Raw genomic sequence first — 24,957 nt, 5'->3', positions numbered from 1 at the left:
ACCTGAAAAATTGTGAAATCAGACCCGCCACCGCAGAAGCCGGGCTCGGCGAGACTGGTTGAGCGGCCTGGCGTGCGCCGCTGCCTGGGTCAAGAGGCTGCCTGTTGACCCGCGAAATTCAGAAAGTGCTGCCGGGCAAGGGAAAAAAACGATACGTCGGGATCACGATCCGACATTCCCTGGCACAAAAGGCCGCGCATTATAACCAGCGTTCCGTTCTTAGGGGGCTCCGTGGTCTGTAGGCTTGATACCCGGATTGGTGGAGATAGAGGAAAAATCTGCTAACAATGCACACGGTGCGTATAACGGCAGCTAGGCCATAATGCGCGCCGAGATCAAAGGAGCTTCCTATGAGCAGCACTGCACAAACTGCTGAAGGCGAAAAAATTCTTATTGTTGACGACGATCCGGGGCTGAGCAGCCTGCTGGAGCGCTTTTTCGTCAGCAAGGGCTACCGCGCCCGCACCGTACCGAACACCGAGCAAATGGATCGGTTGCTGGCCCGTGAGGTCTTCAACCTGGTGGTCCTCGACCTGATGCTGCCAGGTGAAGACGGTTTGACGGCCTGCCGTCGCCTGCGTGGCGCCAACAACCAGATCCCGATCATCATGCTTACCGCCAAGGGCGATGAGCTGAGCCGTATCAAGGGGCTGGAACTGGGTGCTGACGATTACCTGGCCAAGCCGTTCAACCCGGACGAGCTGATGGCTCGGGTCAAGGCGGTGTTGCGTCGTCAGTCGGCTCCGGTGCCTGGCGCCCCGGGCAGCGAAGATGAAAGCGTGACCTTCGGTGACTATGAACTGTCCCTGGCCACTCGCGAGCTCAAGCGCGGCGATGAAATACACATGCTCACCACCGGTGAGTTCGCCGTGCTCAAGGCCCTGGTGATGAACGCCCGTCAGCCGCTGACCCGCGACAAGCTGATGAACCTGGCCCGTGGCCGTGAATGGGATGCGCTGGAGCGATCCATCGACGTGCAGATTTCCCGTCTGCGCCGGATGATCGAGCCTGATCCTTCCAAGCCGCGATATATCCAGACTGTCTGGGGCGTGGGTTATGTGTTCGTGCCGGATGGTGCCGCCAGCAAGTGATCGGTGATTTGTAGGAGCGGGTGGCCTGGCGGGTTGAATTTCTTCCTGCAGGCGACTCGCGGTCCGTTATTGTGCGAGCATCGCTCGCTCCTGCAAGTGTGTAGCGGCTATTCATGAAAACCCCCGTTTGGTTCCCCCAGAGCTTCTTCTCCCGCACCCTCTGGCTGGTGCTGATTGTCGTGCTCTTTTCCAAGGCACTGACGCTCGTCTACTTGCTGATGAACGAAGATGTGCTGGTGGACCGGCAGTACAGCCACGGCGTTGCCTTGACCCTTCGAGCCTATTGGGCTGCCGATGAAGCCAACCGGGAAAAGATTGCCGAAGCGGCGACCCTGATCCGGGTGGTGGGCGCCGGCGTGCCGGAAGGCGAACAACACTGGCCTTACAGCGAAATCTATCAACGGCAGATGCAGGACGAACTCGGCGCCGATACCGAAGTGCGATTACGTATGCACTCGCCTCCGGCTTTGTGGGTACGTGCGCCGAGCCTGGGGGATGGCTGGTTGAAGGTACCGTTGTACCCCCACCCGTTGCGCGGCCAGAAAATCTGGAACGTGCTTGGCTGGTTCCTGGCCATCGGCCTGTTGTCGACCGCTTCGGCGTGGATCTTCGTCAGCCAGCTCAATCAGCCGCTCAAGCGCCTGGTCTATGCGGCCCGACAGTTGGGCCAGGGCCGTAGCGTGCGGTTGCCCATCAGCGACACGCCCAGCGAAATGACCGAGGTGTACCGCGCTTTCAACCAGATGGCCGAGGACGTCGAGCAGGCCGGACGCGAGCGTGAACTGATGCTTGCGGGCGTCTCCCACGACCTGCGCACACCGTTGACCCGTTTACGGCTGTCGCTGGAGTTGATGGGCGAGCATACCGACCTGACCGATGAAATGGTCCGCGATATCGAAGACATGGACGCGATTCTCGATCAGTTCCTCGCGTTCATTCGCGACGGTCGGGACGAGTCCGTGGAAGAAGTCGATCTCAGCGAGTTGGTACGGGAAGTGGCCGCGCCCTATAACCAGAATTGCGAAAAAGTGCACCTGCGCCTGGAGCCGATCCAGCCGTTCCCGCTGCGCCGGGTGTCGATGAAGCGATTGCTGAACAACCTGATCGGCAATGCCCTGAACCACGCCGGCACGGGCGTCGAAGTGGCGGCCTATGTTTCCGGTGATACCAGCGCACCTTATGTGGTGCTCAGCGTCATGGACCGTGGTGCCGGGATCGATCCGTCGGAACTGGAAGCCATTTTCAACCCCTTCACCCGGGGCGACCGTGCCCGGGGCGGAAAAGGCACGGGATTGGGCCTGGCCATTGTTAAGCGCATCGCTTCAATGCACGGCGGTAATGTCGAGTTGCGCAACCGCGCCGGTGGTGGTCTGGAAGCGCGGGTGAGGTTGCCGTTGGGGCTGTTGTTGCCCAGGGATGCGGTATAGGGACACACCCGTTTGCTCAAGAACTGATGTGGGAGCGAGCCTGCTCGCGATAGCGATGGATCAGCAGCATTGATGTTGAGTGACACACCGCCATCGCGAGCAGGCTCGCTCCCACATATCACCTAACCCTTGCCCTTGGTCCGGGTCATGTTAGGCCCGCCATTCTTTTCCAGGTGCTCGATGATCATCCCCGCCACGTTCTTGCTTGTGGTGGTTTCGATCCCTTCCAGACCTGGTGAGGAGTTGACCTCCATTACCAGTGGCCCGTGATTGGAGCGCAGGATGTCTACGCCCGCCACGGCAAGGCCCATGACCTTTGCTGCGCGCAGGGCCGTCATGCGCTCTTGCGGCGTGATCTTGATCAGGCTGGCGCTGCCGCCGCGATGCAGGTTGGAGCGAAATTCCCCGGGCTTGGCCTGGCGCTTCATCGAAGCGATCACCTTGTCGCCGACCACGAAGCAGCGAATGTCCGCGCCGCCGGCTTCCTTGATGTATTCCTGGACCATGATGTTCTGCTTCAGTCCCATGAACGCTTCGATCACCGACTCGGCGGCCGTCGCGGTTTCACATAGCACTACGCCAATACCCTGGGTGCCTTCTAGCACCTTGATGACCAGTGGTGCGCCGTTGACCATGGCGATCAGATCGGGAATGTCATCGGGAGAGTGGGCAAAACCGGTCACCGGCAAGCCGATCCCACGGCGCGACAACAATTGCAGCGAGCGCAACTTGTCCCGGGAGCGGGCGATGGCCACGGACTCGTTGAGGGGAAACACGCCCATCATTTCGAACTGGCGCAACACGGCACAACCATAGAACGTTACCGATGCACCGATGCGCGGGATCACCGCATCGAACCCTTCCAGCGGTTTGCCACGGTAGTGGATCTGCGGCTTGTGGCTGGCAATGTTCATGTAGGCGCGCAGGGTATCGATCACCACCATTTCATGGCCACGTTCGGTCCCGGCTTCAACCAGGCGACGAGTGGAATACAGACGCGGATTACGCGACAGCACAGCGATCTTCATGCAACACCTGTGGCAGAGGTAGTGGACACCGGGAACACCGGCTTGTCTTGAACGTATTTGATGCCCGGATTGACCACCAACTGGCCGTCGATCAAGGCTTTGGAACCCAATAACAGGCGATATCGCATGGACTTGCGGCAGGCAAGCGTGAACTCGACTCGCCAGATCCGATCCCCCAGTGCCAGCGTCGTGCTGATCACGTAGCGAACCTGAGCGTGGCCGTTGGAGCTTTTTATCGTTTTGCGCGCCACCAATGGGGCTTCGCAGCGACGATGGCGTAACTGCACCACCGTTCCCAGATGCGCGGTGAAGCGCACCCATTTTTCACCGTCACGCTCGAACGGCTCGATGTCGGTGGCGTGCAGGCTGGAGGTGCTGGCGCCGGTGTCGATTTTTGCCCGCAGGCCCGCGACACCCAGGTCCGGGAGCGCCACCCACTCGCGCAGACCGACAACGGTCAGATGGTCAAAAGTCTTCAATAAAAAAACCTGCGATCAGTACATCGGATCGTGGAGCCCGCGAATTGCGGTATTCACGCAGAATAATCACAAAATGGCGACAGTTATCTACACATCTGTTTGCGCTCGTGACCGACAGCGGCGCCCATCGAGCCGCCAGTCGGTTCGGCCGCCATTCTATCCGTCGGACCGAATTCGTGCGCCCGACAAAAACGGTAGTACAGTTCTGACTATTGGCTGAAAGAGGAATTGCAGTGGCACAAAAAAAGGAAGAAGACGACAAGGTCCGTCTCGATAAATGGTTGTGGGCAGCGCGATTCTATAAAACCCGTGCCCTGGCCAAGACCGCCATCGAAAGCGGCAAGGTCCATCACCGGGGTGAACGCTGCAAACCGGGCAAGGAGCCTCGCATCGGCGACGAATATGTCATTCGCGCCGGATTCGACGAAAAAACCGTGGTGGTCCAAGCCCTATCGATCGTGCGCCGCGGCGCGCCTGAAGCCCAGACGCTGTATCGCGAAACCGAAGCCAGCATTGCCAAGCGTGAAGCCGCAGCCGCCCAACGCAAGGCCGGCGCCTTGGGGGGCAGCACCGATGGCAAGCCCAGCAAGAAGCAGCGGCGGGACCTGTTCAGGTTTCATGGCAGCAACAGCGAATAAAAGATCGGCCATTGGGGCCCGGAGTGTCTGTGACTCAGATGAGCAGTCAGCCCATCGTCAGACAAAGCCTTGCGTTGCTTGGAACCCACCCGGAATGTCCATAAAATGCCCGCCATCCTTTGTCATCACCTCAGATACCAGACCCTATGACTGATTTGCCGGATACCGACTACACCCAACGCTTCATCTTCGATGACAGCGACACTCGTGGCGAGCTGGTGGCGTTGGAGCGTAGCTACGCCGAAGTGCTTGCCAAGCATCCCTATCCGGAACCGGTCGCCCAACTGCTCGGTGAACTGATGGCGGCTGCGGCGCTGCTGGTCGGCACCTTGAAGTTCGATGGCTTGCTGATTCTCCAGGCCCGTTCCGAAGGCCCGGTGCCGTTGTTGATGATCGAATGCTCCAGCGAACGCGAGATCCGTGGCCTGGCCCGTTATCACGCCGAGCAGATCGCCCCCGACGCGACCCTGGCCGACATGATGCCCGATGGCGTGCTGGCCCTGACGGTCGATCCAACCCACGGCAAGCGCTACCAAGGCATTGTCGATCTCGATGGCACGTCCCTGGCTGAATGCTTCACCAACTACTTCGTCATGTCGCAACAGACCAACACTCGATTCTGGCTCTACGCCGACGGGCGGCGCGCCCGTGGTTTGCTGCTGCAGCAGTTGCCCGCCGATCGCCTTCGCGACCCGCAAGAACGTGACGCCAGCTGGCAGCACATCACCGCTCTGGCCAGCACCCTGAGCGCCGATGAGCTACTGAGCCTGGACAACGAAACCGTGTTGCATCGTCTCTACCATCAAGAGCAGGTCCGCCTGTTCGATGTTCAGCCGTTGCGCTTCCAATGCAGCTGCTCTCGTGAACGTTCCGGCAATGCGCTGGTCAGTCTGGGTCTGGAAGATGCGCAGCAATTGGTGATCGAGCATGGTGGCGCCATCGAGATCGATTGCCAGTTTTGCAACGAGCGCTACCTGTTCGACGCTGCGGACATCGCCCAATTGTTCGCCGGTGCGGGTGTCGACACACCGTCAGATACTCGTCACTAAAACGGTTCAGCGCAGGTAAATCTCCTGGCAAACGCCGGATTTACGCCGTACTGACGGGAGGGCCCTACTTTTTTTGGGCTTTTCTGGCATAATCCGGCCCACTTTTTTCGGGTAGTAGTGCGCGACTTCCTACTACAAAACGTTTGGAGCACTCGGCCACAGGCCGACGGGGAATCTCATGACGCAAGCCAATAACGCCGTGTACACCGATCTGAGTGTCGATGATCTGGTCAAAGAAGCCCTCAGTCGCGGTGAAGGCGAGCTTGCCGATACTGGCGCGCTAGTTGTTCGCACCGGTCATCGTACCGGTCGTTCACCGGTTGACCGTTTCATCGTTGAAGAGCCGACCACCCAGGACGCCATCGCCTGGGGCCCGATCAACCGCAAGTTCCCGGCCGACAAGTTCGACGCCCTGTGGGACCGCGTAGCAGCCTATCTGGGCGAGCGTGAGCGTTTTGTCTCCCATGTTCATGTAGGTTCCGATCCTGCACACTACCTGCCGGTCAAGATGACCACCGAGACTGCCTGGCATAACCTGTTCGGCCGCTGCCTGTTCATCAACCCCGAGCAGTACAACGCCGGTGGCAAGGATGAATGGCAGATCCTCAACGCGCCGAACTTCGTCTGCGAGCCTGAGCGCGACGGCACCAATTCCGACGGCACCGTGATCATCAACTTCGCGGCCAGGAAAGTGCTTATCGCTGGCATGCGTTACGCCGGTGAAATGAAGAAAGCACTGTTCTCCGTCCAGAACTTCCTGCTGCCAGCGGTTGACGTATTGCCGATGCACTGCGCCGCCAACATGGGCGAAGAGGGCGATGTGACCCTGTTCTTCGGCCTGTCGGGCACGGGTAAAACGACTCTGTCCGCCGATGAAAGCCGTTACCTGATCGGTGATGACGAGCACGGCTGGGGCGTTGGCGTGGTCTTCAACATTGAAGGCGGTTGCTATGCCAAGTGCATCGACCTGTCCGAGAAGAACGAGCCGGTTATCTGGAAAGCCATCCAGCACGGCGCCGTACTGGAAAACGTCGTCCTGGATCCGGTCACCAAGAAAGCCGATTACGCCGACGACAGCCTGACCCAGAACAGCCGCGCCGCGTACCCGCGTGAACTGATCGAAAAACGCGCACCGAAAAACCTCGGTGGCGAGCCAAACGCAGTGATCTTCCTGACTTGCGACCTGACCGGCGTACTGCCGCCGGTGTCGATCCTCAGTGAAGAACAAGCGGCTTACCACTTCCTGTCCGGCTACACCGCACTGGTGGGCTCGACTGAAATGGGTTCGGGCAGCGGCATCAAGTCGACGTTCTCCACCTGCTTCGGCGCTCCATTCTTCCCACGTCCTGCCGGTGAATACGCTGAGCTGCTGATCAAGCGTATCCGTGGCTTCGGCTCCAAGGTCTACTTGGTCAACACCGGCTGGACCGGCGGTGGCTACGGCGTCGGCAAGCGCTTCAACATCCCGACCACCCGTGCGGTGATCGCGGCCATCCAGAGCGGCGCGCTGATCGGTGCTGAAACCGAGCACCTGGACATCATCAACCTGGACGTGCCGTTGGCTGTTCCGGGCGTTGAGACTGGTCTGTTGAACCCACGCAACACCTGGACCGACAAGGCTGCGTACGACGAAGCGGCCAAAGCTTTGGCTGGTTTGTTCATCGAGAACTTCAAGAAGTTTGAAGTGAGCGACGCGATCAAGGCGGCTGGACCGCAGTTGTAAGGATTGGTTAGCGAATGAAAAAACCGCCCTCTTCAGGGCGGTTTTTTTATGGGCGGCTATTTGTACGTGTAAGGTTTGGAACTGCCATTATTCCATCTGAAATCGAGCTAAACAGCCAGAATAATGCCACTTAAGGCATCCCGGCCGACTAGTCCTGTTCCATTTCCTGCGTATCCCACCGTTGTGCCTTGATGGCCTTGTAGAGCATGCCAATGGTCAACGGCATCTTGTTACCACGGCCCTTGGCCCTGCGTTTTTGAAACACATCGAATCCTTCCGGCTGAAAGTAGCGGTAAGCGTCGTAGTCGATGAGGTCGATGGTGAACCGCTCCTCCAAGGCTTCTATCAGATGCCGAGCGTCCGCGCCGTCACAGCCCAGGTCGAGATTGATGGCGGTGTCCAGACGGATTGTCTTGCGCTCCGGCAGACCGATTTCTTCATGGAGCAGTTCCATGAGCTGGCGCATGGCGTGGTCGTCGGGAAAGTCTGGAGCGAGGCGCATGGAAAAATGTCCGGGGCTGAGGGGGCGTCTGTAAAGGTGGGAAGTTTAGGGCGAAATTTTTCCCAATTGGAAAAAGAAGAAATATTCCACGACAGTCTCGGAACTGTCCTGAACCCAAAAATAAAGTGCAGGAATAATGCTCGCGCCTGAAGCTTCGACAGTCGCGAGCGGTAGCGGCTTTAGGATCAGTCAGCCAACGGCCCAGGGATGCGTCGCGAGGCCGCCTCCAGGTCCATCAGCCCTCTGCCGTAGGCTTCGCTGTTGGCGTAGATGCCGGTGCGGTTGGCTGTCGCCAGCAGATGTTCGCGCACTTGCTGTGCGTTGAGCTGCGGGTAGAGGCTTTGCAGCGCCGCCAGGGCGCCGCTGACCAACGCAGCGGCCGGGGATGTGCCTGCGGTTTGGACGTAACGGCCATCCTTGCCTACGGTTAGCAGGCCCGCCTGTGGACCCGCGTCGCCGCCGGGTACGGCGATGCACCAGGCGGCTGCAACGCCGCAATAGTTGGATTTGCCATTGATTGCGCTGCCATCGTTTTTCAGTGCAACCACCGCGATCCATCCTTTTTCCAATTCAGGCAAGGCCACCGGCAACCCCGGTTCGGCCAGGGGCTCACGCTTGAGTTCGTTACCTGTCGGGAAGACAAACACAGCGCCGTCTTCCACCAGTTTTCGGGCAACGGCCAGGGAGTCGGGCATCACCTGGTTGTAACGCGCTTCAGTGATTTCGGTGGCGGGAATGGCGTTGGCCCAGGAGTTATTAAACAGGCGGGCACCCTTGTCGAAACCGCTTTGCCAGGATTGTGCGATTTCGCTGTCGAAGAAAAACGGTTCGTTGTCGTCGCCGAAACGGAAGGGGATCAACCGGGCGTCAAACGCCATGCCATGCATCCCCTGACCGTCCTTGTTCGCGGCGAGGATGCCGGCCATTTGCGTGCCGTGACCGACACGGTCAACGGTGCCGGGACGGTTTTCGACATGGTCGAATCCGGGGTCACTCAGCCTGCCCTCGAACTCCGTCAGGTTGCTGTTCAGTCCAGAGTCGATGAGCGCCACGGTCACGTTCTGGCCGGTGCCGCCTCGGGCATACAGCGCTGAAGCCTTGACGATCTCCAGACCTTGCTGGGCACGGTATTCCGGTGTTTCAAAGGCGGCGGCTTCCGTGTGGGGTTGTTCAGGAAGGGTCAAGCAGCCGGCCAGCAGTGAGGCCGACGTTAGCGCCAGGGTGCGTAGCGCGGAAAAAGGATGTGGCATGGTTCATTCCTTGAACGAAGTTTTGAGCGCCAGGCTTCCTGGCCTGCAGCGCATGTGGATGGCGCACCTTACCTTGCAAGCGAAACGGGAACGAGACATCAAAGTGCCTGGATTTGTATCACTTCATGGCAAAGCATAAGGGCGCTGAGGCTGTATCATCCGGTATCGTTTTCTCCCAAACCTTTTCTCGACTCCCTGCGCTGTCCGGCTAGGCTTTTGGCATCGCAGCAGTCAAGGAGTGACCGCTTATGCACAGCACCCTGGAACAGGTTTTCGGTTATCCGCAGTTTCGCCCCGGTCAGGAGGCTGCCGTCAGCGCCGTGCTCGCCGGACGGTCGGCAGCAGCCATTTTCCCCACCGGCTCGGGCAAGTCCCTGTGTTATCAACTGCCGGCGCTGTTATTGCCGCACTTGACGCTGGTGGTCTCGCCGCTGTTGGCGCTGATGCAAGACCAACTGGCGTTCTTGCATCGCCATGGCATCGCGGCGGCGAGTATTGATTCAGTCCAGCGTCGTGACGAAGCCAGCGAGGTCATGGCACGTGCCCGTTCCGGCGAACTGAAAATCCTGATGATTTCAGTGGAGCGGCTCAAGAACGAGCGCTTCCGCAATTTCCTGCAGCAGGTGCCAATCTCGTTGCTGGTGGTGGACGAAGCCCACTGTATTTCCGAATGGGGGCATAACTTTCGCCCCGACTACCTCAAGCTCCCCGATTATCAGCGTCAGTTCGACATTCCCCAGGTGTTGCTGTTGACGGCCACCGCAACGCCCAAAGTCATCGCGGACATGCAGGCGAAGTTCGCCATCGCCCCCGACGATGTGGTCACCACCGGCTTCTATCGATCCAACCTCAACCTGCTGGTGGAGCCCGTGCGCGGTGCGGATAAGCGGCGGCGACTGGTGCAATGGCTGGGCGAGCGAGCCGGGCAACCGAGCATCGTCTATGTCACCTTGCAGCGAACCGCCGAGCAGATTGCCGAGCATCTGAGCCAGCATGGGATCGGGGCCGAGGCTTACCACGCCGGTTTACCTCATGAACAACGCGAAGCCATCCAGCGACGGTTCATGGGCGGGCAGTCCAATTGCATCGTCGCGACCATTGCCTTCGGCATGGGTATCGACAAGAGCGATATCCGCAACGTGGCGCATTTCGACCTGCCTAAATCCATCGAGAACTACAGCCAGGAAATCGGCCGGGCGGGGCGTGACGGGTTGCCGTCCGATTGTCTGGTACTGGCCAACCGCGACAGTCTCAACGTGCTGGAAAACTTTGTTTATGGTGATACGCCGGAGCTGGCGGGTATTCGGTGCGTGCTCGACGAGTTGAAGGCCGCCGCTGCCGATGGGCAGTGGGAGTTTTTGCTGGGGCCGCTGGCGGACAAGAGCAACATCCGGCAACTGCCGCTCAAGACGCTGCTGGTGCAACTGGAACTGCGCCGGCTGATCGCGCCGCGTTATGCCTATTTCGCAGAGTATCGTTTCAAATTTCTGATCGAGCCGCAGGCATTGCTCGAGCACTTCGAAGGTGAGCGTCAGGCGTTCGTCTCGGCCATCATCCAGACCTCCAGCCGTGCCCGTACCTGGGCCACGGTGGATTTCGACGGGATGCACCAGCAGTATCACGCCGAGCGTAACCGCGTGGTCAAGGCGCTGGATTACTTTCAGGAAAAGGGCTGGATCGAGCTGGAAAGCAAGCAGATGACCGAGGTGTATAACGTGCTTGAGGCAGGGTTCGACGTCCAGGCGCTGAGCGCCGAGTTGCACGACTATTTCACCCGGCACGAGCGTGGGGAAATCGCGCGGATCAACGCCATGCTCGAGCTGTTCGCCACTGATCGTTGCCTCGGTTATCGGTTGGCGCAGTATTTCGGCGATGAAGATGCTCCGCAGCGTTGCGGTCATTGTTCGGTCTGCCATGGACATGTTGCCCGTCTGCCGGAGCCGCCGGCATTACCGGCACTGGTGGACAGAGACTTCAACGCGCTGTGTAGCGCCTTTATCAACAGGCACGAGCAGCATACTGGCAGTGCACCCTCTGCGGAGCGGGTGACCCGGTTCCTCTGCGGCATCAGCGTGCCGTTGTTCACCAAACTGAAGGCGCGGACGATTCCAGGATATGCGCAGTTGGAAGATTACCCATACGCCGAAGTTCGCCACTGGGTTCAAGCGGCTTTGTAATCTGCATCCATCCGATGAATGCCCGCCATCACACGAATAAATTTCAAAAATATTCTGTGGCTGACTAAGGTGAGAGCTGTCTTTGGATCGCCAACAAGAGAGCAAACATGAGCCAGACACCCTTCGATATTCAGCGCGCCGCCGTAGTCGGTGCAGGCACTATGGGGCGGGGCATCGTGATGTGCCTGGCCAACGCCGGCGTGACGGTGCAGTGGGTCGACAACAACCCGCAGATGCTGGAACAGGCGTTGGCTGCCGTGGCCGATACTTATGCCCACAACGTGCGCCAGGGCCGTATCGACCAGGGTGAAGCCGATGCCCGAATCGCCAGGGTGACGCGGGCAGATGACTACCCGGCGATCCGCAATGTGGATCTGGTCATCGAGGCGGTTTACGAGAACCTTGAGCTCAAGCAACAGATCTTCCGCGAGCTGGACGGCTTGCTCAAGCCGCAAGCCATTCTGGCGAGCAACACCTCGGCGCTGGACATCGATGCGATTGCCGCCGTCACCCGCCGGCCCACCCAGGTGCTGGGTCTGCACTTCTTCAGCCCGGCGCACATCATGAAGTTGCTGGAAATCGTTCGGGGGGCGCAAACCTCCAAAGCGGTGCTGGATGCAGCCCTGGCCTTGGGCAAACGCATGGGCAAGGTCAGCGTGGTCTCGGGCAACTGTCACGGGTTCATCGGCAACCGGATGCTTCACCCCTATGTGCTGGAGGCGCGCAAGATGCTGCTGGAAGGGGCGTTTCCCCATCAAGTGGATGCCGCATTGCAAGGTTTCGGCTTTGCCATGGGGCCGTTTCGCATGTACGACGTCGTTGGCATCGACCTTGAGTGGCGCGCTCGGGAACTGGCGGGAGAAGGACAGGATGCACCCGAGGTGCAGGTGGACAACCGTTTGTGCGAGCTGGGTCGGTTCGGCCAGAAAAGCGGCGACGGGTATTATCACTACGAAGCCGGCAGTCGGCAGGCCGAGCATGATGTAGAGGTCGATGCGCTGGTGCAGCGGGTCAGTGAAACGTTGGGTTTTCAGCGTCGCGAGATCGGCCCCGAGGAAGTTCTCGAGCGTTGCTTGCTGGCGCTGGTCAATGAGGGCGCAAAAATTCTGCAGGAAGGTATTGCCGAGTCGGCTCACGACATCGACCTGGTGTATCTCAACGGCTACGGCTTTCCCGCAGACAAGGGCGGCCCGATGGCCTGGGCCGACCATCAGGGACTTGAAGACATCCATGCACGGTTGCTGGAACTCGAAACGAAGCAGGGGGACCACTGGAAGCCCGCGCGTCTGATCGGGGAGCTGGCGGCACAGGGCAAGGGATTCGCACAACACCAGGCCTCAAAATCCTGAACAACGCATGAACCATTGAGCAACCGTAAAGGACACCTGATGCCCCAACGTAGCGAATACCCGCACCTGCAACCGATCACCACACGCTGGCACGACAACGATGTGTACGGTCACGTCAACAACGTGACTTATTACAGTTTTTTCGACACGGCGGTGAACACTTATCTGATCGAGGTCGGTGGCCTCGATATCCTCGACGGGGAGGTGGTGGGGTTCGTGGTGAGTTCGGCTTGCGACTACTTTGCCTCGATCGCCTTTCCCGACCGGATTGAAATCGGTCTGCGGGTGGGGAAGCTGGGCAGCAGCTCAGTGCAGTACGAGCTGGCGGTGTTCAAGGCGGGGGAGGACGAGGCCTGCGCGGCGGGGCGCTTTGTGCATGTTTTTGTGGAGCGGTCTTCGAATCGGCCAGTGGCGATTCCGGATCGTTTGCGCGCCGCTTTGGAGCGGCTGGTGATTTAAACGAAAATCGCAGTCTCCTGTCAGGCTCTTGAGAAGCGCTGACGAAGACTGCGATTTTCTATCGACGGCTGGTCAGAGCCAGTGATCAATCGTCGTGATAGCGATGTTTGTGCTTGTGCTTGCGATGCCCGTAGGCATGGCCACGACCCGGATGGCCGTCACGGTAGTAGCGGCGATCACCACGGCGACCGTCATAACGACGATCGTCGTCATCGTCCTTGCCCATATAGTTGCCCAGTGCACCGCCAGCGCCGCCGCCTGCTGCAGCACCGATCAGGCTGCCGGTGGTGCCGCCTACGCTACGGCCGACCACGTTACCGCCGGCTGCGCCCAGCGCACCGCCAATCGCTGCTTCGCCGCGGCTGCGTTTGTCCGCACCGACCGCACTGCCACCCGCGCCACCCAAGGCTGCGCCGATGGTGGACCCGGTGTTGCCGCCCAAGGACTGGCCGACCACAGAACCCAGAACCCCGCCCAATGCGCCGCCCACGCCTGCTTCGGTGGTGCCACCGGCAGAGGCTACGCCACTGACCAGGCCAAGGGACAACAAGAGAATCGAGGAGAACTTCATAGAGGAGCCTCAAAGGGATGACGGCGCGATCCTGAGGCTGGCTTCGCTTGGTTACAATCGAAATCCGACGAGTAACACGACTTGTGCACAATTCGATAAGTTATTGTTTTATGGGCGGAACTTAACAGAATTTCGCCGGTCTTTAGCTACTTCGGACAGGCCGTTTTCTATGGAAAACGGCCTTTTTTGTGGGCGTTAGAAAATGCGCTGTAGCGAGGAGATTTATCTCGCCGGTAGAGAGCAACGAGGTTGCGATTTCCCCGGTCCGTTCAGTCCGAAGCGAACGATCAAGCTCTAAAGATCGCAGCCTGCGGCAGCTCCTACAGCCTGAGGGGAAATCTCATCGCCTTAGGGACTGTCTCAGGCCGACTTGGCCAGAATCAGCCCATTCTCGCTCGCCGCTTCCAGGCGGATCGCCACGAATTTCGAGGTCGGGGTATGGCTGCCGTCGCCGGTGCTCTCCAACGGCACCAACGGATTCACTTCAGGGTAATAGGCGGCGGCCTGTCCGGCGGGAATATCGAATGCCAGCAGGGTAAAGCCTTTGACCCGTCGCTCACGCCCGTCATCCCAGAGCGAGACGATGTCGGCCTTCTGCCCAGGTTTGAAGCCCAGTCGAATGATGTCCGCTTCATTGACGAACAACACGTCACGCTGGCCCTTCACGCCGCGATAACGGTCATCGAGGCCATAGATGGTGGTGTTGTACTGATCGTGAGAACGCATGGACTGCATGATCAGGTCAGGCAATTGGCCGGTGGCGCGGGTGCGTTCATGCACCAGATCGGTCGGCAACCGGTTGGGCTTGAAGTTGGCGCGGCCGGAGGCGGTATTCCAGCGACGTGCACCGGCACTGTTGCCCAGATAGAAGCCGCCTGGGTTCTGGAGCTTTGCGTTGAAGTCTTTAAACCCCGGGATAGTGTCGGCGATCAAGTCGCGGATGCGGCTGTAATCAGCCACCAGCCAGTTCCAGTCCACCGGGCGGCTGCCCAGCGTGGCGGCGGCGATGCCGGCGATGATCCAGGGTTCGGAGCGCATCTGGTTCGACAGCGGCTGCAATTGGCCATTGGACGCATGGACCATGCTGAACGAGTCTTCCACGGTCACCGCTTGCGCGCCTTCGACTTGAAGGTCGATGTCGGTGCGGCCCAGGCACGGCAGGATCAGCGCCTCTTTCCCATGAGCCAGATGGCTGCGGTTGAGCTTGGTGCTGATCTGCACAGTCAGGTCGCAATTGCCCAAGGCCTGGAACGTCCGATCACTGTCCGGGGTGGCCTGGGCGAAGTTGCCGCCCAGAGCGATGAAGACCTTCGCCCGGCCGTCAGCCATGGCGTGGATGGCTTCGACCACGTTGTGGCCATTCTCGCGCGGCACCTTGAACTGGAAGCGACGCTCCAGCGAGTCAAGGAACGCCGCCGGCGGACGCTCGTTGATGCCCATGGTCCGGTCGCCCTGCACGTTACTGTGGCCGCGAACCGGGCACAGGCCGGCGCCCGGCCGGCCGATATTGCCGCGCAGCAGCATCAGGTTGGCGATTTCCTGGATGGTCGCCACCGAATGGCGATGCTGGGTGATGCCCATCGCCCAGCACATGATCACGTTCTTGCTGATGGCGTACATGCGCGCCGCTTGTTCGATCTCGACCAGGGTCAAGCCCGACTGCTCAACGATCTGCTCCCACGGCGTGTCATCGACCACGGCCAGGTAATCCAGTACGTCGATGCTGTGCTCGTTCAGGAACGCGTGGTCGAACACCGCAGCAGCGCCGGTGTTTTGCGCCTCACGTTCCCATTGCAGCAGGAACTTCGCCATGCCCCGCAAGACCGCCATGTCGCCACCCAGGGCCGGACGGAAATAGGCGGAGTTGGTCGGTTTGTCCCCGTTGGTAAGCATCTCGATCGGGTTTTGCGGGTGCTGGAAACGCTCCAGGCCACGCTCCTTGAGCGGGTTGATGCACACCACCTGGGCGCCGCGTTTCACCGCTTCGCGCAGCGGTTCGAGCATGCGCGGATGGTTGGTGCCTGGGTTCTGGCCCCAGACGAAAATCGCGTCGGCATGCTCGAAATCGTCGAAAGTCACGGTGCCTTTGCCCACGCCGACACTCTGGGAAAGCGCCACGCCACTGGCTTCATGGCACATGTTCGAGCAGTCGGGGAAGTTATTGGTGCCGTAGGCGCGCACAAACAACTGATAGAGGTAGGCCGCTTCGTTGCTGGCCCGGCCCGAGGTATAGAACTCAGCCTGGTTCGGGCTGGAGAGCCCCTGCAAGTGTTTGCCGATCAGGGCAAATGCCGCTTCCCAGCTGATGGGTTTGTAGCGGTCGGTTTCGGCGTCGTAGCTCAATGGCTCGGTCAGGCGCCCCTGGTATTCCAGCCAATAGTCGCTCTGCTCCAGCAGCGACGTCACACTGTGTTTTGCGAAGAACGTGCCATCGACACGGCGCTTGGTCGCTTCCCAGTTCACGGCTTTGGCGCCGTTCTCGCAGAACTTGACCATGCCGCTTTCCGGCGAGTCGCCCCAGGCACAGCCTGGGCAGTCAAAGCCGCCGTTCTGGTTGGTCTTGAGCATCATGCGCAGGTTCTTCAGCGCATTGTCGCTGGTCAGCCAGGCCTGGGCGACGCTGATCAACGCGCCCCAACCACCGGCCGGGCCCTTGTAGGGCTTGTAGCACGGTACGGGTTTCTGATCGGCTTGTTGATGATTGCTCACGCTTGATTCTCCATCGCAGGGCTGTAGACCCGCGGCGCACTTTTTTGCGGCAGGTGGATGAGATTGAGGTTGTGTTGTCGGGCCCATTGCACGGCAAGGCCGGTGGGAGATGACAGGCTGACCAGGGTCTGGATGCCGGCGCGCAACACTTTCTGGATCAATTCGAGGCTGCAACGACTGGTGACGATCGCCACGCCTCCGCTCACCGGGATCTGCTGTCGGATCAGCGCGCCGATCAGTTTGTCAAGGGCGTTGTGCCGGCCGATGTCTTCGCGACCCAGTAGCAATTGGCCTTGGGCGTCCATGAACAGGGCCGCGTGTACCGCGCCGCAATGCTGGCCCAGGGGCTGGAACTGGCCGATGCGTTGACGCAGGCCTTCGAGCCACTGGGCCGGTGGCAGTGGCGTGCCGGGCAGTGCCTTGAGGTTCGGTAATGCCTGCTCCACCGCTTCCACCCCACAAAGCCCGCAGCCGCTGGTGCCGGCCAGTTGTCGGCGTTGTTGCTTGAGGCTCCAGAAGGCGCGATTGGCGATGGTTACCTGGGCGTATTGCGCAGAACCGTCGCCGCTCAGTTGCACGTCATAGATGTCCGCAGGGTCTTCAATGATGCCGCTGCCCAGGCTGAAGCCGACGATGAAGTCTTCAAGGTCAGAGGGCGTGACCAGCATGACAGCCTGACTGATGCCGTTATAGGCGATCGCCAGCGCCACTTCCTCGGCCAGCGCGGTGCTGTCCGATTGGGAATGGTCCAGGTTGCAATAGCGATAGCTCTGGCTGGCGGCTGGCGCGGGTATTTTCTCCGCAGGCGCAGAACAGACCGGAGGCTTGTCGTTCATAGGCATCACTGACAGTGGGAATAGTGATAAGACTAAATGCGGCAATCTGCCACGTCTAATCGCTATTACTGATCTATCAATAGATGACGTCGATCAAGATGTCGTTGATGATTTCTGGTAGAGGGCGAAGCAAGCCTCCGCCAAAGCCGAGCGCGGCGCGCCGCGGCGCATGATCAGACCCAACGGGACCAGGGTTTGCGCGTCTTCGATGGGTTGAATGCGCAAGTCCTGGGTCAGCATACCCAGGCCACTGTCCAGCGGCATCACCGCGCAACACAGTCCGCCGTGTACGGCTTGTAACAATTGATGCACCGCGTCGGTTTGCAGCAGAGGGCGGGGTGTGAGGCCCCGACTGTGGAAGTTGTGGTCGATGGACTGACGAAAATGCATGCCGCTGGTGAGCATGCCCAGGGGCAACTCGATCAGTGCTTCCCAGCTCAGCGGCTGTTCGCCGAAATAGAAGTAGCGCTGGTCATAGAGCAGGCCCATGCGCGTATGGCTGAAGGGCAGGGCGTCAAAGCGTTCGGTGTCCAAGCGCTCCAGATAGGAAATGCCCAGGTCGATGCGGTTGTTCGCCAGTTGTTCGAGGATGCGTTCGGAGCTCAGGGAGGACAACTCGAAATGCAGGTTAGGGTGCTCGCTGTGCAGGCGCTGCATCATCGACAACGGATCGAAGTCCGACAATGGCACCACACCCAGGCGCAGGGTACCCACCAGGTTGCCACGGCAGGCCGCCGCTTCGGCCTGAAGACCGTCATAGGCCGCCATGACCGTGCGCGCCCAGGCCAACACCCGTTCCCCTGGAGCGGTGAAACCTTCAAAGCGCTGGCCTCGATTGACCAGGGGCAGACCCAACTCCTCTTCAAGGCTGCGCAGGCGCATCGACAGAGTCGGTTGGGTGATGTGGCAGCGCGCGGCCGCCTGGCCGAAGTGGCGGGTTTCGTCGAGCGCGATGAGAAATTTCAGCTGCTTGATGTCCATCTTCGTTCCAGGGCGCGGGAAGGTTCGGATTCTAGCGCTTTGTGCGCGGCAGGGTCATTGGTCGGCTGGGAACCGGGTTCGTTTGGCTTGGTCTAGGCTTTTGCGTCTGGACACTTAAACCTATGGAGAGAACACGATGAGCCTTTTCAGTTTTTTGAAAGATGCCGGTGAGAAAATTCTTGATGCACTGACGCCCGACAAGGCACAGGCCAACAGCGAAGCGCTGACCAATCATGTAAAGGATGCGTTGACAGGCATTGATACTGCAAAAATCCAGGTGAAAGTCGAGGGCGAAAAAGTCATTGCCTCGGGTGAAGCCGCGACCCAGGAAGAGAAAGAAAAGATTTTGTTGGCGCTGGGCAACGTGCACGGTATCAGTGAAGTCGATGACCAAATCACGGTGACGGGTCCTGTGGCTACTGAGGCCAAGTTCGTTACCGTCGCAAAAGGTGACACCCTGAGCGCCATTTCCAAGCGTGTTTATGGTGATGCGAACAAGTACAACAAGATTTTTGAAGCCAACAAACCGATGCTGTCGCATCCGGACAAGATCTATCCGGGGCAGGTGCTGCGCATTCCCGAATAAAGCTTGAGGACCGCATTGTCTTCATCGCGAGCAGGCTCGCTCCCACACTGGTTCTTTGTTGGCCACGGATCCTTTGTGGGAGCGAGCCTGCTCGCGATGCAAACGGCCGGCTATCAAAGCCCGGCAATCAAATCCCTATAATCCCCCAACGCCTCGAACTCCCCCGTGTCCTTTGGCCCTTTGCGGCTGTCCGGTACGCTAACCGCCAGCAGGTGCGCCACGCCGAACTCCCGAGCACTACGTAATACGGGCAAGGTGTCGTCGATAAACAGGCTGCGGGCCGGGTCGAAGTTCAGATCGGCTTGCAGGGCATCCCAGAACTGCGGGCTTTCCTTGGGAAAACCGTAGTCGTGGGAGCTGATCAAACGTTCGAAGTAAGGGGCCAGTTCGATGCGTTCCAGCTTCAGGGACAACGAATCGCGATGGGCGTTGGTGATCATGACCACCCGTTTACCTGCCCGCTGGATCGCCGCCAGGAACGTGTCGGCGTCCGGGCGCAGGGCAATCAGGTGCGCGGTTTCCAGCTTCAGTTCGCGCACCGGCAGTTTCAGCTCGATGCTCCAGAAGTCCAGGCAATACCACTGCAATTGACCGGCGTTGCGCTCGAACAGCGGCTGCAACTCCAGCTCGGCCATGGCCCGGCTCACGCCATGCAGTTCGGCGTAGCGCTGGGGCAAGTGTTCCATCCAGAAATGGTTATCGTAATGCAGGTCCAGCAAGGTGCCGTCCATGTCCAGCAGCACCGTGTCGATCTCGTGCCAGGGCAGCAAGGCCATAAAACTTCTCCAGCGGTAATCGGATATCCGACACAAACAATCAGAATAGGCCGGGTATAGTAGCTCGCTATCGCCCAGGGAGCCGTTTATGCGCCAGAAACCCACCATACTCGATCGACGGATCGTCGCCACCAGCCGCCTGTTTTGCGTGGAGGAACTGAAACTGCGGTTTTCCAACGGCGTGGAGCGCACCTATGAACGTTTGGCGGGCAAGGGCGCAGGTTACGGCGCCGTGATGATCGTGGCGATGCTCGACACCGATCACGCCGTGCTGGTGGAAGAATACTGCGGCGGCACCGATGCCTACGAACTGTCCCTCCCCAAGGGGTTGATCGAGCCGGGTGAAGACGTGCTGGCGGCGGCTGAGCGGGAGCTTAAGGAAGAGGCCGGTTTTGGTGCGCGTCAACTGGAGCACCTGACTGAACTGTCCCTGTCCCCCGGCTACATGAGCCAGAAGATCCAGGTGGTGCTGGCGACCGATCTCTATGAAGAGCGGCTGGAAGGCGACGAGCCCGAGCCGATGCGCGTGGACAAGGTCAATCTGCGTGAGTTGTCGGCCTTGGCGCAAAACCCTCAATTCACGGAGGGTCGGGCCTTGGCGGCGCTGTACTTGGCCCGTGACCTGCTGACCCAGCGCGGAGCGTTCCTGTCATGAATTTTCCCGATCCCCTGATGGCTCCTGTGGTCGAGCTGGCGCTCAAGGCCGGTGAGGCGATCCTGCCGTTCTGGCGAGCCAATGTGCAGGTCAACCACAAGTCCGACGCATCGCCGGTGACCGCCGCAGACATGGCCGCTCACGATGTGATCGTGGCCGGGCTGACCGCGCTGGCGCCGGATATCCCGATCCTCTCCGAAGAGGACGCCGATATTGCGCAAAGCGTGCGCGCCGGCTGGCAACGCTGGTGGTTGGTGGACCCGCTGGACGGCACCAAGGAGTTTATTTCCGGCAGTGAGGAATTCACCGTCAATATCGCACTGGTCGAGCAGGGGCGGGTGGTATTCGGCGTAGTGTCGATGCCCACCAATGGTCGCTTTTACGTCGGTGGCGCGGGGCTCGGCGCCTGGCGTGGCGACCAGGGTGGCGAGCCTTTGCCGATCGAAGTGCGTAACGTACCGGCACCCGGTGATGCTTTTACGGTGGTCGCCAGCCGTCGCCATACCAGCCCGGAGCAAGAGCGTCTCTTGGGCGGCTTGAGCGAGTGCCTGGGTGAGTTGCAACTGACGAGCATTGGCAGCTCGTTGAAGTTCTGCCTGCTGGCCGAGGGCGCGGCGGATTGCTATCCGCGACTGGCGCCGACGTCCCAATGGGACACCGCCGCCGCCCAGGGCGTGCTGGAGGGGGCGGGCGGCGAGGTGCTGGATCTACGCGGCGAGCCGTTCTGTTATCCACCGCGGGAGTCGCTGTTGAATGAGTCCTTCCTGGCGTTGCCGGCAAAGGCGGCGTGGAGGGCAAAGCTATTGGAACTCGCCCGCTCTTAAGCCGCCTCCGATCCTCTGTGGCGAGGGGATTTATCCCCGCTGGGGCGCGAAGCGGCCCTGTTGTTAGGGGGCTGTTGCGCAGCCCAACGGGGATAAATCCCCTCGCCACAGAGGCTGCGTTGCTTCAGCGGTGCAACACGTACTGCCCCACAAATTGCACCGCAGTGGCTTCGCTCCCGGCATTTATCACCTGGGTCTGCAAAGTCAGTCGCGCGCGTCCGTAGCGCCGGTAGGTGGCCAGGAAGCGTTTCCAGACCTTTTCTTCGGGGGGGTGGCAAATGACTGTGGCGTCCCTCGTGACCGGCAGAGGATAGCTGATCTGCCCTTCCTGAATGACGATATGCCCGTCCTCAATGCCTTCTTCGCGCAAGGCCAGGTGCAGCCAGCCCCAGCCGCCCAGCACTGCGCCGCAGTACAGGCTGCCGCCGAACATGGTGCTCTTGTGGTTGACGTTGGCCTCCAACGGTAAAAACAGACGCAGTTGCCGGGCCTGCCAGTCGAGAACCTTCAGGCCCATGTCCCGCGTCAACGGGATGTCGTGGTGCAGGATCGATTCCAGGTAGCGGCTGTCGCGGTTCATGCAGGGCCTCTTTTGAAAGGGAAGATGGCAATCACTCAAGCAGACTCAATCGGACTCATCGGCATGGCCCTGGCTGTCGCCGAAGTTCAGCCCATGCTTGCGTAACTTGTCGTGCAAGGTCTTGCGCGGAATGCCCAGGGCTTCGGCGAGGCTGCGCACCGAGCTGTGAGGGCGAGCGAGTTCGGCGGCGATCAGGGTTTTCTCGAAATTTTCCACCTGCTCGCTCAAACCGCCGCTGACCAGCTCGACCGGTGCGCCGGGGTTGCCGTCTGGCGCGCTGTTGTCCAGGGCCAGTTCCAGGCCCAGGGCAAAACGTTCGGCGGCGTTCTGCAATTCCCGCACGTTGCCCGGCCAGCTATGGCGCAGCAGCAATGCCCGTTGGGCTGGTTGCAACTCGTGGGGCGGCAGGCCGTGACGGGCGCTGGCTTCGTCGGCGAAATGCTGGAACAGCATCAGGGCATCCTCACCACGTTCACGCAGCGGCGGTATACGCAGCGGCGCGACGTTCAGGCGGTAATACAGGTCGGCGCGAAAACGACCCTGATCAGCGGCTTGACGCAGGTCTTCCTTGGTGGCGGCGATGACGCGGATGTCCAGCGGGATCTGTTGATTGCCCCCCAGTCGTTCCACCACCCGCTCTTGCAGCAGCCGCAGCAGTTTGACCTGAACGTCCAGGCTCATGCTTTCGATTTCATCGAGAAACAGCGTACCGCCGTTGGCGAACTCGAACTTGCCGATGCGGCGCTTCTGCGCGCCGGTGAAAGCGCCGGGCTCATGACCGAACAGCTCGCTCTCCACCACCGACTCGGCCAGGGCTCCGGCGTTGATCGCGACGAAGGGGCCGTTGCGTCGGCCCGACAGATCGTGCAGGGCTCGGGCGACGACCTCCTTGCCGGCCCCGGTTTCACCGAGGATCAGCACATCGGCGCGGGTCGCCGCCAGTGCACCGATCTGCTCGCGCAGGCGCAGCATCGAGGGCGATTGGCCGACGAGCCGGGCACTGAGTTCATGGCGGTCGCTCAGGGCCAGGCGCAGGCTGCGGTTGTCCAGCACCAGCCGGCGCAAAGCCAGGGCCCGACGCACGCTGTCGAGCAGGTGATCGCTGGGAAAAGGTTTTTCAAGGAAGTCATAGGCCCCCGCGCGCATGGCCTGCACCGCCAGCGGCACGTCGCCGTGGCCGGTGATCAGCAACACCGGCAGCTCCGGGTCCTGGGCATGGAGTTCGCTCAGCAACTCAAGACCGTCAATGCCCGGCATGCGAATGTCACTGACCACCACACCCGGCCAGTCGCGGGACAGTTGCCTGGCCACGCCTTTGGCCTCGGCCAGGGGCAGGATCTTCAGGCCGGCCAGGTCGAGGGTCTGGCTCAAGGCCTGACGCAAGTGGGGATCGTCGTCGATCAACACCACCTCAATCCGGTTATCGATGGTCATACGCTACGGTCCTCGGACGGTTGCAGGCTTACACCGGGCGCGCCAGCGCGCAACTTCAGGGTAATCAGGGCGCCGCCTTCCTTGTGGTTGGCGAACGACAGTTCACCGCCGAAGGCGCGCATCAGGGTGTCGCAAATCGCCAGCCCCAGGCCAAGGCCCTGGGTGCGGGTCTTGGTGGTGTAGAAGGGCTCGCCCGCGCGACCCAGGGCTTCCATGCAAAACCCTGGGCCGTTATCGCGGATGTACAGGTTGACGCCGGTTTCAGTGGCTTCGGCACTGAGCCAGAGTTTGCGCGGCGGGCCTTTTTCAGTCAGGGCGTCGAGAGCGTTGGCCAGCAGGTTGCCAAGCACCTGGCGCAAGCGCGTTTCCCCGGCCTCGACCCACAACGTGGCGGCCGGCAGGTCGCGGATCAGCTCCACTTCCATACTGCGCCGACGTTTGGCGAGCAGTGCCAGGGCATCATCCAGCGCCGGTTGCAGGGCGACGCTTTCCGGGGCGTGACGGTCGCGGCGGGCGAACGCGCGTAAGTGGGCGATGATCGAGGCCATGCGCCCGGTCAGCTCACTGATCAGCTTGAGGTTGCCTCGGGCGTCCTCGGTGCGCTGGTGATCGAGCAATATTTCGGCGTTTTCGGCGTAGCTGCGAATCGCCGCCAGCGGCTGGTTGAGTTCGTGGCTGATGCTGGCCGACATGGTGCCCAGGGCCGACAGCTTGCCGGCCTGCACCAGGTCATCCTGGGCGCGGACCAGTTCCTGCTGGGCCTGTTCGCGCTCCAGCACCTCTTGCTTGAGTCGTCGGTTCAGGCCTTCCAGGTCACTGGTGCGCTCGGCCACCCGACCTTCCAGCTCCTGACGGGCCTTGCCTTCGAAAGCGATACGATCCAGGTAATGCCGCCGGCGCTGCATCATCAACCCGAGCAACAGCATCAGGACCAGCAACGCCGCGCCGCCGATGACCACCACGGTGCGGACTGGACGGTCGATCAGGGTACGCGGGGCGAGAATGCTCACGCTCCAGCCGGTCTCTTCGATGGACTGGGTCTGGATCAGCCAGGCGTTCGCATCCAGGTTCAGCGGCTTTGGGTCGCGGGTTGGGTAAGGTTGTACGGCGCTGATGGAATTGCGTTCTTCGTCATTGAAGGGGCGGGTCGAGCGGAATCGCCATTCCTGTCGCGAAGTGAGGATCACCACGCCGTTGTGATCGGTCACCAGCAGTTGCTCGGGGGTTTTGCCCCAGAGGCTTTCGGTGTGGTCCAGATCAACCTTGACCACCAGCACGCCGATCACTTTTTCACGGTCGCGCACCGCTGCGGCGAAGAAATAACCGCGTTTGGCCGAGGTGGTGCCCAAGCCGAAAAAGCGACCCAGCCGCCCGGCCATGGCTTCGATGTAATACGGCCGGAAGGCAAAGTTGCGGCCGACGAAACTGTCGTGTTTGTCCCAGTTCGATGCCGCCAGGGTCTTGCCGGTGGGGTCCATCAGGTACATGACCTCTGCACCGGTCTGGGCGCTGATGTTTTTCAGCAGTCGATTGGCATTGCCCTGGATGATGCCGTCGTCCGGTGTCAGTAAGGTGGCGCGCAGGGCCGGCAGTTCACCGAGAATCTGCGGCAGCACTTCATAGCGGTGCAGGGTGCCCAACAGGTTGGCGACGTAGAGATCGAGGGTCTGGCGGTTCTGCCCGGCCAGTTCACTGCGGTAGTAACGCTCGGCCAGATGTTCCAGCGGCCACAGCAACGGCGCCAGGCACAGCGCAAGCAAGGCCAGGCTACGCCAGCGGGGTCTGCGGGGAAGAGTGGAATTCATGAGCATCAGGCGCCTGTGGGGACAGGCG

The 24,957-nt window shown here is 60.6% G+C and carries 23 protein-coding genes; 11 read left to right on the top strand and 12 right to left on the bottom strand.

Translation table 11 applies throughout. The features are described from left to right. The first annotated feature begins 350 nt into the window (after positions 1–350). Positions 351–1,091 carry an osmolarity response regulator transcription factor OmpR gene (gene ompR / locus BM132_RS13830; protein ID WP_025211284.1) on the top strand — a complete coding sequence of 247 codons (741 nt, stop codon included), beginning with the start codon at positions 351–353 and terminating at the stop codon, positions 1,089–1,091. A gap of 113 nt (positions 1,092–1,204) precedes the next feature. Next, positions 1,205–2,518 (top strand): ATP-binding protein, encoded by a 1,314-nt coding sequence (locus BM132_RS13825; protein WP_047226842.1) that lies wholly within the window; start codon positions 1,205–1,207, stop codon positions 2,516–2,518. A gap of 122 nt (positions 2,519–2,640) precedes the next feature. Here BM132_RS13825 and rimK read toward each other — a convergent pair whose 3' ends face one another. Together rimK and BM132_RS13815 are read right to left on the bottom strand one after the other, a co-directional pair. After that, positions 2,641–3,546 carry a 30S ribosomal protein S6--L-glutamate ligase gene (gene rimK / locus BM132_RS13820; RefSeq protein WP_092402059.1) on the bottom strand — a complete coding sequence of 302 codons (906 nt, stop codon included), beginning with the start codon at positions 3,544–3,546 and terminating at the stop codon, positions 2,641–2,643. Next, positions 3,543–4,007 (bottom strand): retropepsin-like aspartic endopeptidase RimB, encoded by a 465-nt coding sequence (locus BM132_RS13815; RefSeq protein WP_171061301.1) that lies wholly within the window; start codon positions 4,005–4,007, stop codon positions 3,543–3,545. The genes rimK and BM132_RS13815 overlap by 4 nt, the downstream gene beginning before the upstream one ends. Positions 4,008–4,258: 251 nt before the next feature. Between BM132_RS13815 and BM132_RS13810 the strand changes: the two genes are divergently transcribed. The 3 genes from BM132_RS13810 (at position 4,259) to BM132_RS13795 (ending at position 7,435) form a co-directional block, all read left to right on the top strand. Further along, positions 4,259–4,663, top strand: a complete 405-nt coding sequence (locus BM132_RS13810) for an RNA-binding S4 domain-containing protein (protein ID WP_092455937.1) — start codon at positions 4,259–4,261, stop codon at positions 4,661–4,663. A 146-nt stretch (positions 4,664–4,809) separates the two neighbouring features. Then, the gene (hslO, locus tag BM132_RS13805; protein WP_047226845.1) at positions 4,810–5,712 is read left to right on the top strand and encodes an Hsp33 family molecular chaperone HslO; all 903 of its coding nucleotides are present in this window, start codon (positions 4,810–4,812) and stop codon (positions 5,710–5,712) included. Between the two features lie 178 nt (positions 5,713–5,890). Continuing rightward, entirely contained in the window at positions 5,891–7,435 is a 1,545-nt protein-coding gene (locus tag BM132_RS13795) for a phosphoenolpyruvate carboxykinase (protein WP_047226846.1), read from the top strand. A gap of 148 nt (positions 7,436–7,583) precedes the next feature. On the opposite strand, the gene BM132_RS13790 is transcribed toward BM132_RS13795, so the two are convergent. After that, a complete protein-coding gene (locus tag BM132_RS13790; protein ID WP_092455935.1) occupies positions 7,584–7,937 on the bottom strand; it encodes a DUF1493 family protein in 354 nt (117 codons plus the stop codon). A 185-nt stretch (positions 7,938–8,122) separates the two neighbouring features. After that, a complete protein-coding gene (locus BM132_RS13785) occupies positions 8,123–9,187 on the bottom strand; it encodes a S8 family peptidase (protein WP_092455933.1) in 1,065 nt (354 codons plus the stop codon). Between the two features lie 248 nt (positions 9,188–9,435). Between BM132_RS13785 and BM132_RS13780 the strand changes: the two genes are divergently transcribed. From BM132_RS13780 to BM132_RS13770, 3 genes are all read left to right on the top strand, one after another. Beyond that, entirely contained in the window at positions 9,436–11,364 is a 1,929-nt protein-coding gene (locus BM132_RS13780; protein WP_092455931.1) for a RecQ family ATP-dependent DNA helicase, read from the top strand. Between the two features lie 107 nt (positions 11,365–11,471). After that, complete coding sequence (locus BM132_RS13775) at positions 11,472–12,713, top strand: 3-hydroxyacyl-CoA dehydrogenase (protein ID WP_092402077.1); 1,242 nt, start codon at positions 11,472–11,474, stop codon at positions 12,711–12,713. Positions 12,714–12,752: 39 nt separating this feature from the next. After that, positions 12,753–13,172: an acyl-CoA thioesterase gene (locus tag BM132_RS13770; protein WP_092402080.1), complete on the top strand. Its 420-nt coding sequence runs from the start codon at positions 12,753–12,755 to the stop codon at positions 13,170–13,172. Between the two features lie 85 nt (positions 13,173–13,257). Here the strand turns inward: BM132_RS13770 and BM132_RS13765 are convergent, their stop codons facing one another. The 4 genes from BM132_RS13765 to BM132_RS13750 form a co-directional block, all read right to left on the bottom strand. Continuing rightward, positions 13,258–13,743 carry a glycine zipper domain-containing protein gene (locus tag BM132_RS13765; protein WP_092402083.1) on the bottom strand — a complete coding sequence of 162 codons (486 nt, stop codon included), beginning with the start codon at positions 13,741–13,743 and terminating at the stop codon, positions 13,258–13,260. A 360-nt stretch (positions 13,744–14,103) separates the two neighbouring features. After that, positions 14,104–16,452, bottom strand: coding sequence for an FdhF/YdeP family oxidoreductase (locus BM132_RS13760; protein WP_092455929.1), 2,349 nt, complete (start codon positions 16,450–16,452; stop codon positions 14,104–14,106). Next, positions 16,449–17,288 (bottom strand): formate dehydrogenase accessory sulfurtransferase FdhD, encoded by an 840-nt coding sequence (gene fdhD, locus BM132_RS13755; RefSeq protein WP_092455927.1) that lies wholly within the window; start codon positions 17,286–17,288, stop codon positions 16,449–16,451. Before fdhD ends, BM132_RS13760 begins: the two co-directional genes overlap by 4 nt. A gap of 93 nt (positions 17,289–17,381) precedes the next feature. Then, on the bottom strand, positions 17,382–18,269 hold the full coding sequence (locus tag BM132_RS13750; protein ID WP_092455925.1) for a LysR family transcriptional regulator: 888 nt from the start codon (positions 18,267–18,269) through the stop codon (positions 17,382–17,384). A gap of 136 nt (positions 18,270–18,405) precedes the next feature. Here BM132_RS13750 and lysM point away from each other — a divergent pair, with 136 nt between their 5' ends. Continuing rightward, on the top strand, positions 18,406–18,855 hold the full coding sequence (gene lysM, locus BM132_RS13745; protein ID WP_092455923.1) for a peptidoglycan-binding protein LysM: 450 nt from the start codon (positions 18,406–18,408) through the stop codon (positions 18,853–18,855). 113 nt (positions 18,856–18,968) lie between these two features. On the opposite strand, the gene yrfG is transcribed toward lysM, so the two are convergent. Next, positions 18,969–19,631 (bottom strand): GMP/IMP nucleotidase, encoded by a 663-nt coding sequence (gene yrfG, locus BM132_RS13740; protein WP_092455921.1) that lies wholly within the window; start codon positions 19,629–19,631, stop codon positions 18,969–18,971. Positions 19,632–19,719: 88 nt separating this feature from the next. On the opposite strand from yrfG, the gene nudE reads away from it, so the two are divergent. Then, a complete protein-coding gene (nudE, locus tag BM132_RS13735) occupies positions 19,720–20,286 on the top strand; it encodes an ADP compounds hydrolase NudE (protein WP_092402100.1) in 567 nt (188 codons plus the stop codon). After that, entirely contained in the window at positions 20,283–21,110 is an 828-nt protein-coding gene (gene cysQ, locus BM132_RS13730) for a 3'(2'),5'-bisphosphate nucleotidase CysQ (RefSeq protein WP_092455919.1), read from the top strand. Before nudE ends, cysQ begins: the two co-directional genes overlap by 4 nt. A 124-nt stretch (positions 21,111–21,234) precedes the next feature. Here the strand turns inward: cysQ and BM132_RS13725 are convergent, their stop codons facing one another. Genes BM132_RS13725 through BM132_RS13715 form a run of 3 tightly spaced genes read right to left on the bottom strand, consistent with a single transcriptional unit; the run spans position 21,235 to position 24,929 of the window. Continuing rightward, a complete protein-coding gene (locus BM132_RS13725; RefSeq protein ID WP_092455917.1) occupies positions 21,235–21,690 on the bottom strand; it encodes a YiiD C-terminal domain-containing protein in 456 nt (151 codons plus the stop codon). A gap of 45 nt (positions 21,691–21,735) precedes the next feature. Beyond that, complete coding sequence (locus tag BM132_RS13720) at positions 21,736–23,124, bottom strand: sigma-54-dependent transcriptional regulator (RefSeq protein WP_092455915.1); 1,389 nt, start codon at positions 23,122–23,124, stop codon at positions 21,736–21,738. Continuing rightward, on the bottom strand, positions 23,121–24,929 hold the full coding sequence (locus tag BM132_RS13715) for a sensor histidine kinase (RefSeq protein WP_092456049.1): 1,809 nt from the start codon (positions 24,927–24,929) through the stop codon (positions 23,121–23,123). The genes BM132_RS13720 and BM132_RS13715 overlap by 4 nt, the downstream gene beginning before the upstream one ends. Positions 24,930–24,957 lie beyond the last annotated feature (28 nt).

This window comes from Pseudomonas sp. NFACC45 (genome assembly GCF_900113505.1).
Classification (GTDB): Bacteria; Pseudomonadota; Gammaproteobacteria; order Pseudomonadales; family Pseudomonadaceae; genus Aquipseudomonas; species Aquipseudomonas tehranensis.
Note: the sequence above shows the minus strand (reverse complement) of the source record. Positions and strands in the feature narration are given on the sequence as shown.

Bases quoted from the DNA above. Each gene is read 5' to 3' on its own strand.
- BM132_RS13765 (WP_092402083.1), bottom strand. From the start codon at position 13,743: ATGAAGTTCTCCTCGATTCTCTTGTTGTCCCTTGGCCTGGTCAGTGGC.
- BM132_RS13780 (WP_092455931.1), top strand. From the start codon at position 9,436: ATGCACAGCACCCTGGAACAGGTTTTCGGTTATCCGCAGTTTCGCCCC.
- BM132_RS13790 (WP_092455935.1), bottom strand. From the start codon at position 7,937: ATGCGCCTCGCTCCAGACTTTCCCGACGACCACGCCATGCGCCAGCTC.
- yrfG (WP_092455921.1), bottom strand. From the start codon at position 19,631: ATGGCCTTGCTGCCCTGGCACGAGATCGACACGGTGCTGCTGGACATG.
- ompR (WP_025211284.1), top strand. From the start codon at position 351: ATGAGCAGCACTGCACAAACTGCTGAAGGCGAAAAAATTCTTATTGTT.
- BM132_RS13770 (WP_092402080.1), top strand. From the start codon at position 12,753: ATGCCCCAACGTAGCGAATACCCGCACCTGCAACCGATCACCACACGC.
- lysM (WP_092455923.1), top strand. From the start codon at position 18,406: ATGAGCCTTTTCAGTTTTTTGAAAGATGCCGGTGAGAAAATTCTTGAT.
- nudE (WP_092402100.1), top strand. From the start codon at position 19,720: ATGCGCCAGAAACCCACCATACTCGATCGACGGATCGTCGCCACCAGC.
- BM132_RS13775 (WP_092402077.1), top strand. From the start codon at position 11,472: ATGAGCCAGACACCCTTCGATATTCAGCGCGCCGCCGTAGTCGGTGCA.
- hslO (WP_047226845.1), top strand. From the start codon at position 4,810: ATGACTGATTTGCCGGATACCGACTACACCCAACGCTTCATCTTCGAT.
- cysQ (WP_092455919.1), top strand. From the start codon at position 20,283: ATGAATTTTCCCGATCCCCTGATGGCTCCTGTGGTCGAGCTGGCGCTC.
- BM132_RS13795 (WP_047226846.1), top strand. From the start codon at position 5,891: ATGACGCAAGCCAATAACGCCGTGTACACCGATCTGAGTGTCGATGAT.
- BM132_RS13750 (WP_092455925.1), bottom strand. From the start codon at position 18,269: ATGGACATCAAGCAGCTGAAATTTCTCATCGCGCTCGACGAAACCCGC.
- fdhD (WP_092455927.1), bottom strand. From the start codon at position 17,288: ATGAACGACAAGCCTCCGGTCTGTTCTGCGCCTGCGGAGAAAATACCC.
- BM132_RS13785 (WP_092455933.1), bottom strand. From the start codon at position 9,187: ATGCCACATCCTTTTTCCGCGCTACGCACCCTGGCGCTAACGTCGGCC.
- rimK (WP_092402059.1), bottom strand. From the start codon at position 3,546: ATGAAGATCGCTGTGCTGTCGCGTAATCCGCGTCTGTATTCCACTCGT.
- BM132_RS13725 (WP_092455917.1), bottom strand. From the start codon at position 21,690: ATGAACCGCGACAGCCGCTACCTGGAATCGATCCTGCACCACGACATC.
- BM132_RS13720 (WP_092455915.1), bottom strand. From the start codon at position 23,124: ATGACCATCGATAACCGGATTGAGGTGGTGTTGATCGACGACGATCCC.
- BM132_RS13715 (WP_092456049.1), bottom strand. From the start codon at position 24,929: ATGAATTCCACTCTTCCCCGCAGACCCCGCTGGCGTAGCCTGGCCTTG.
- BM132_RS13825 (WP_047226842.1), top strand. From the start codon at position 1,205: ATGAAAACCCCCGTTTGGTTCCCCCAGAGCTTCTTCTCCCGCACCCTC.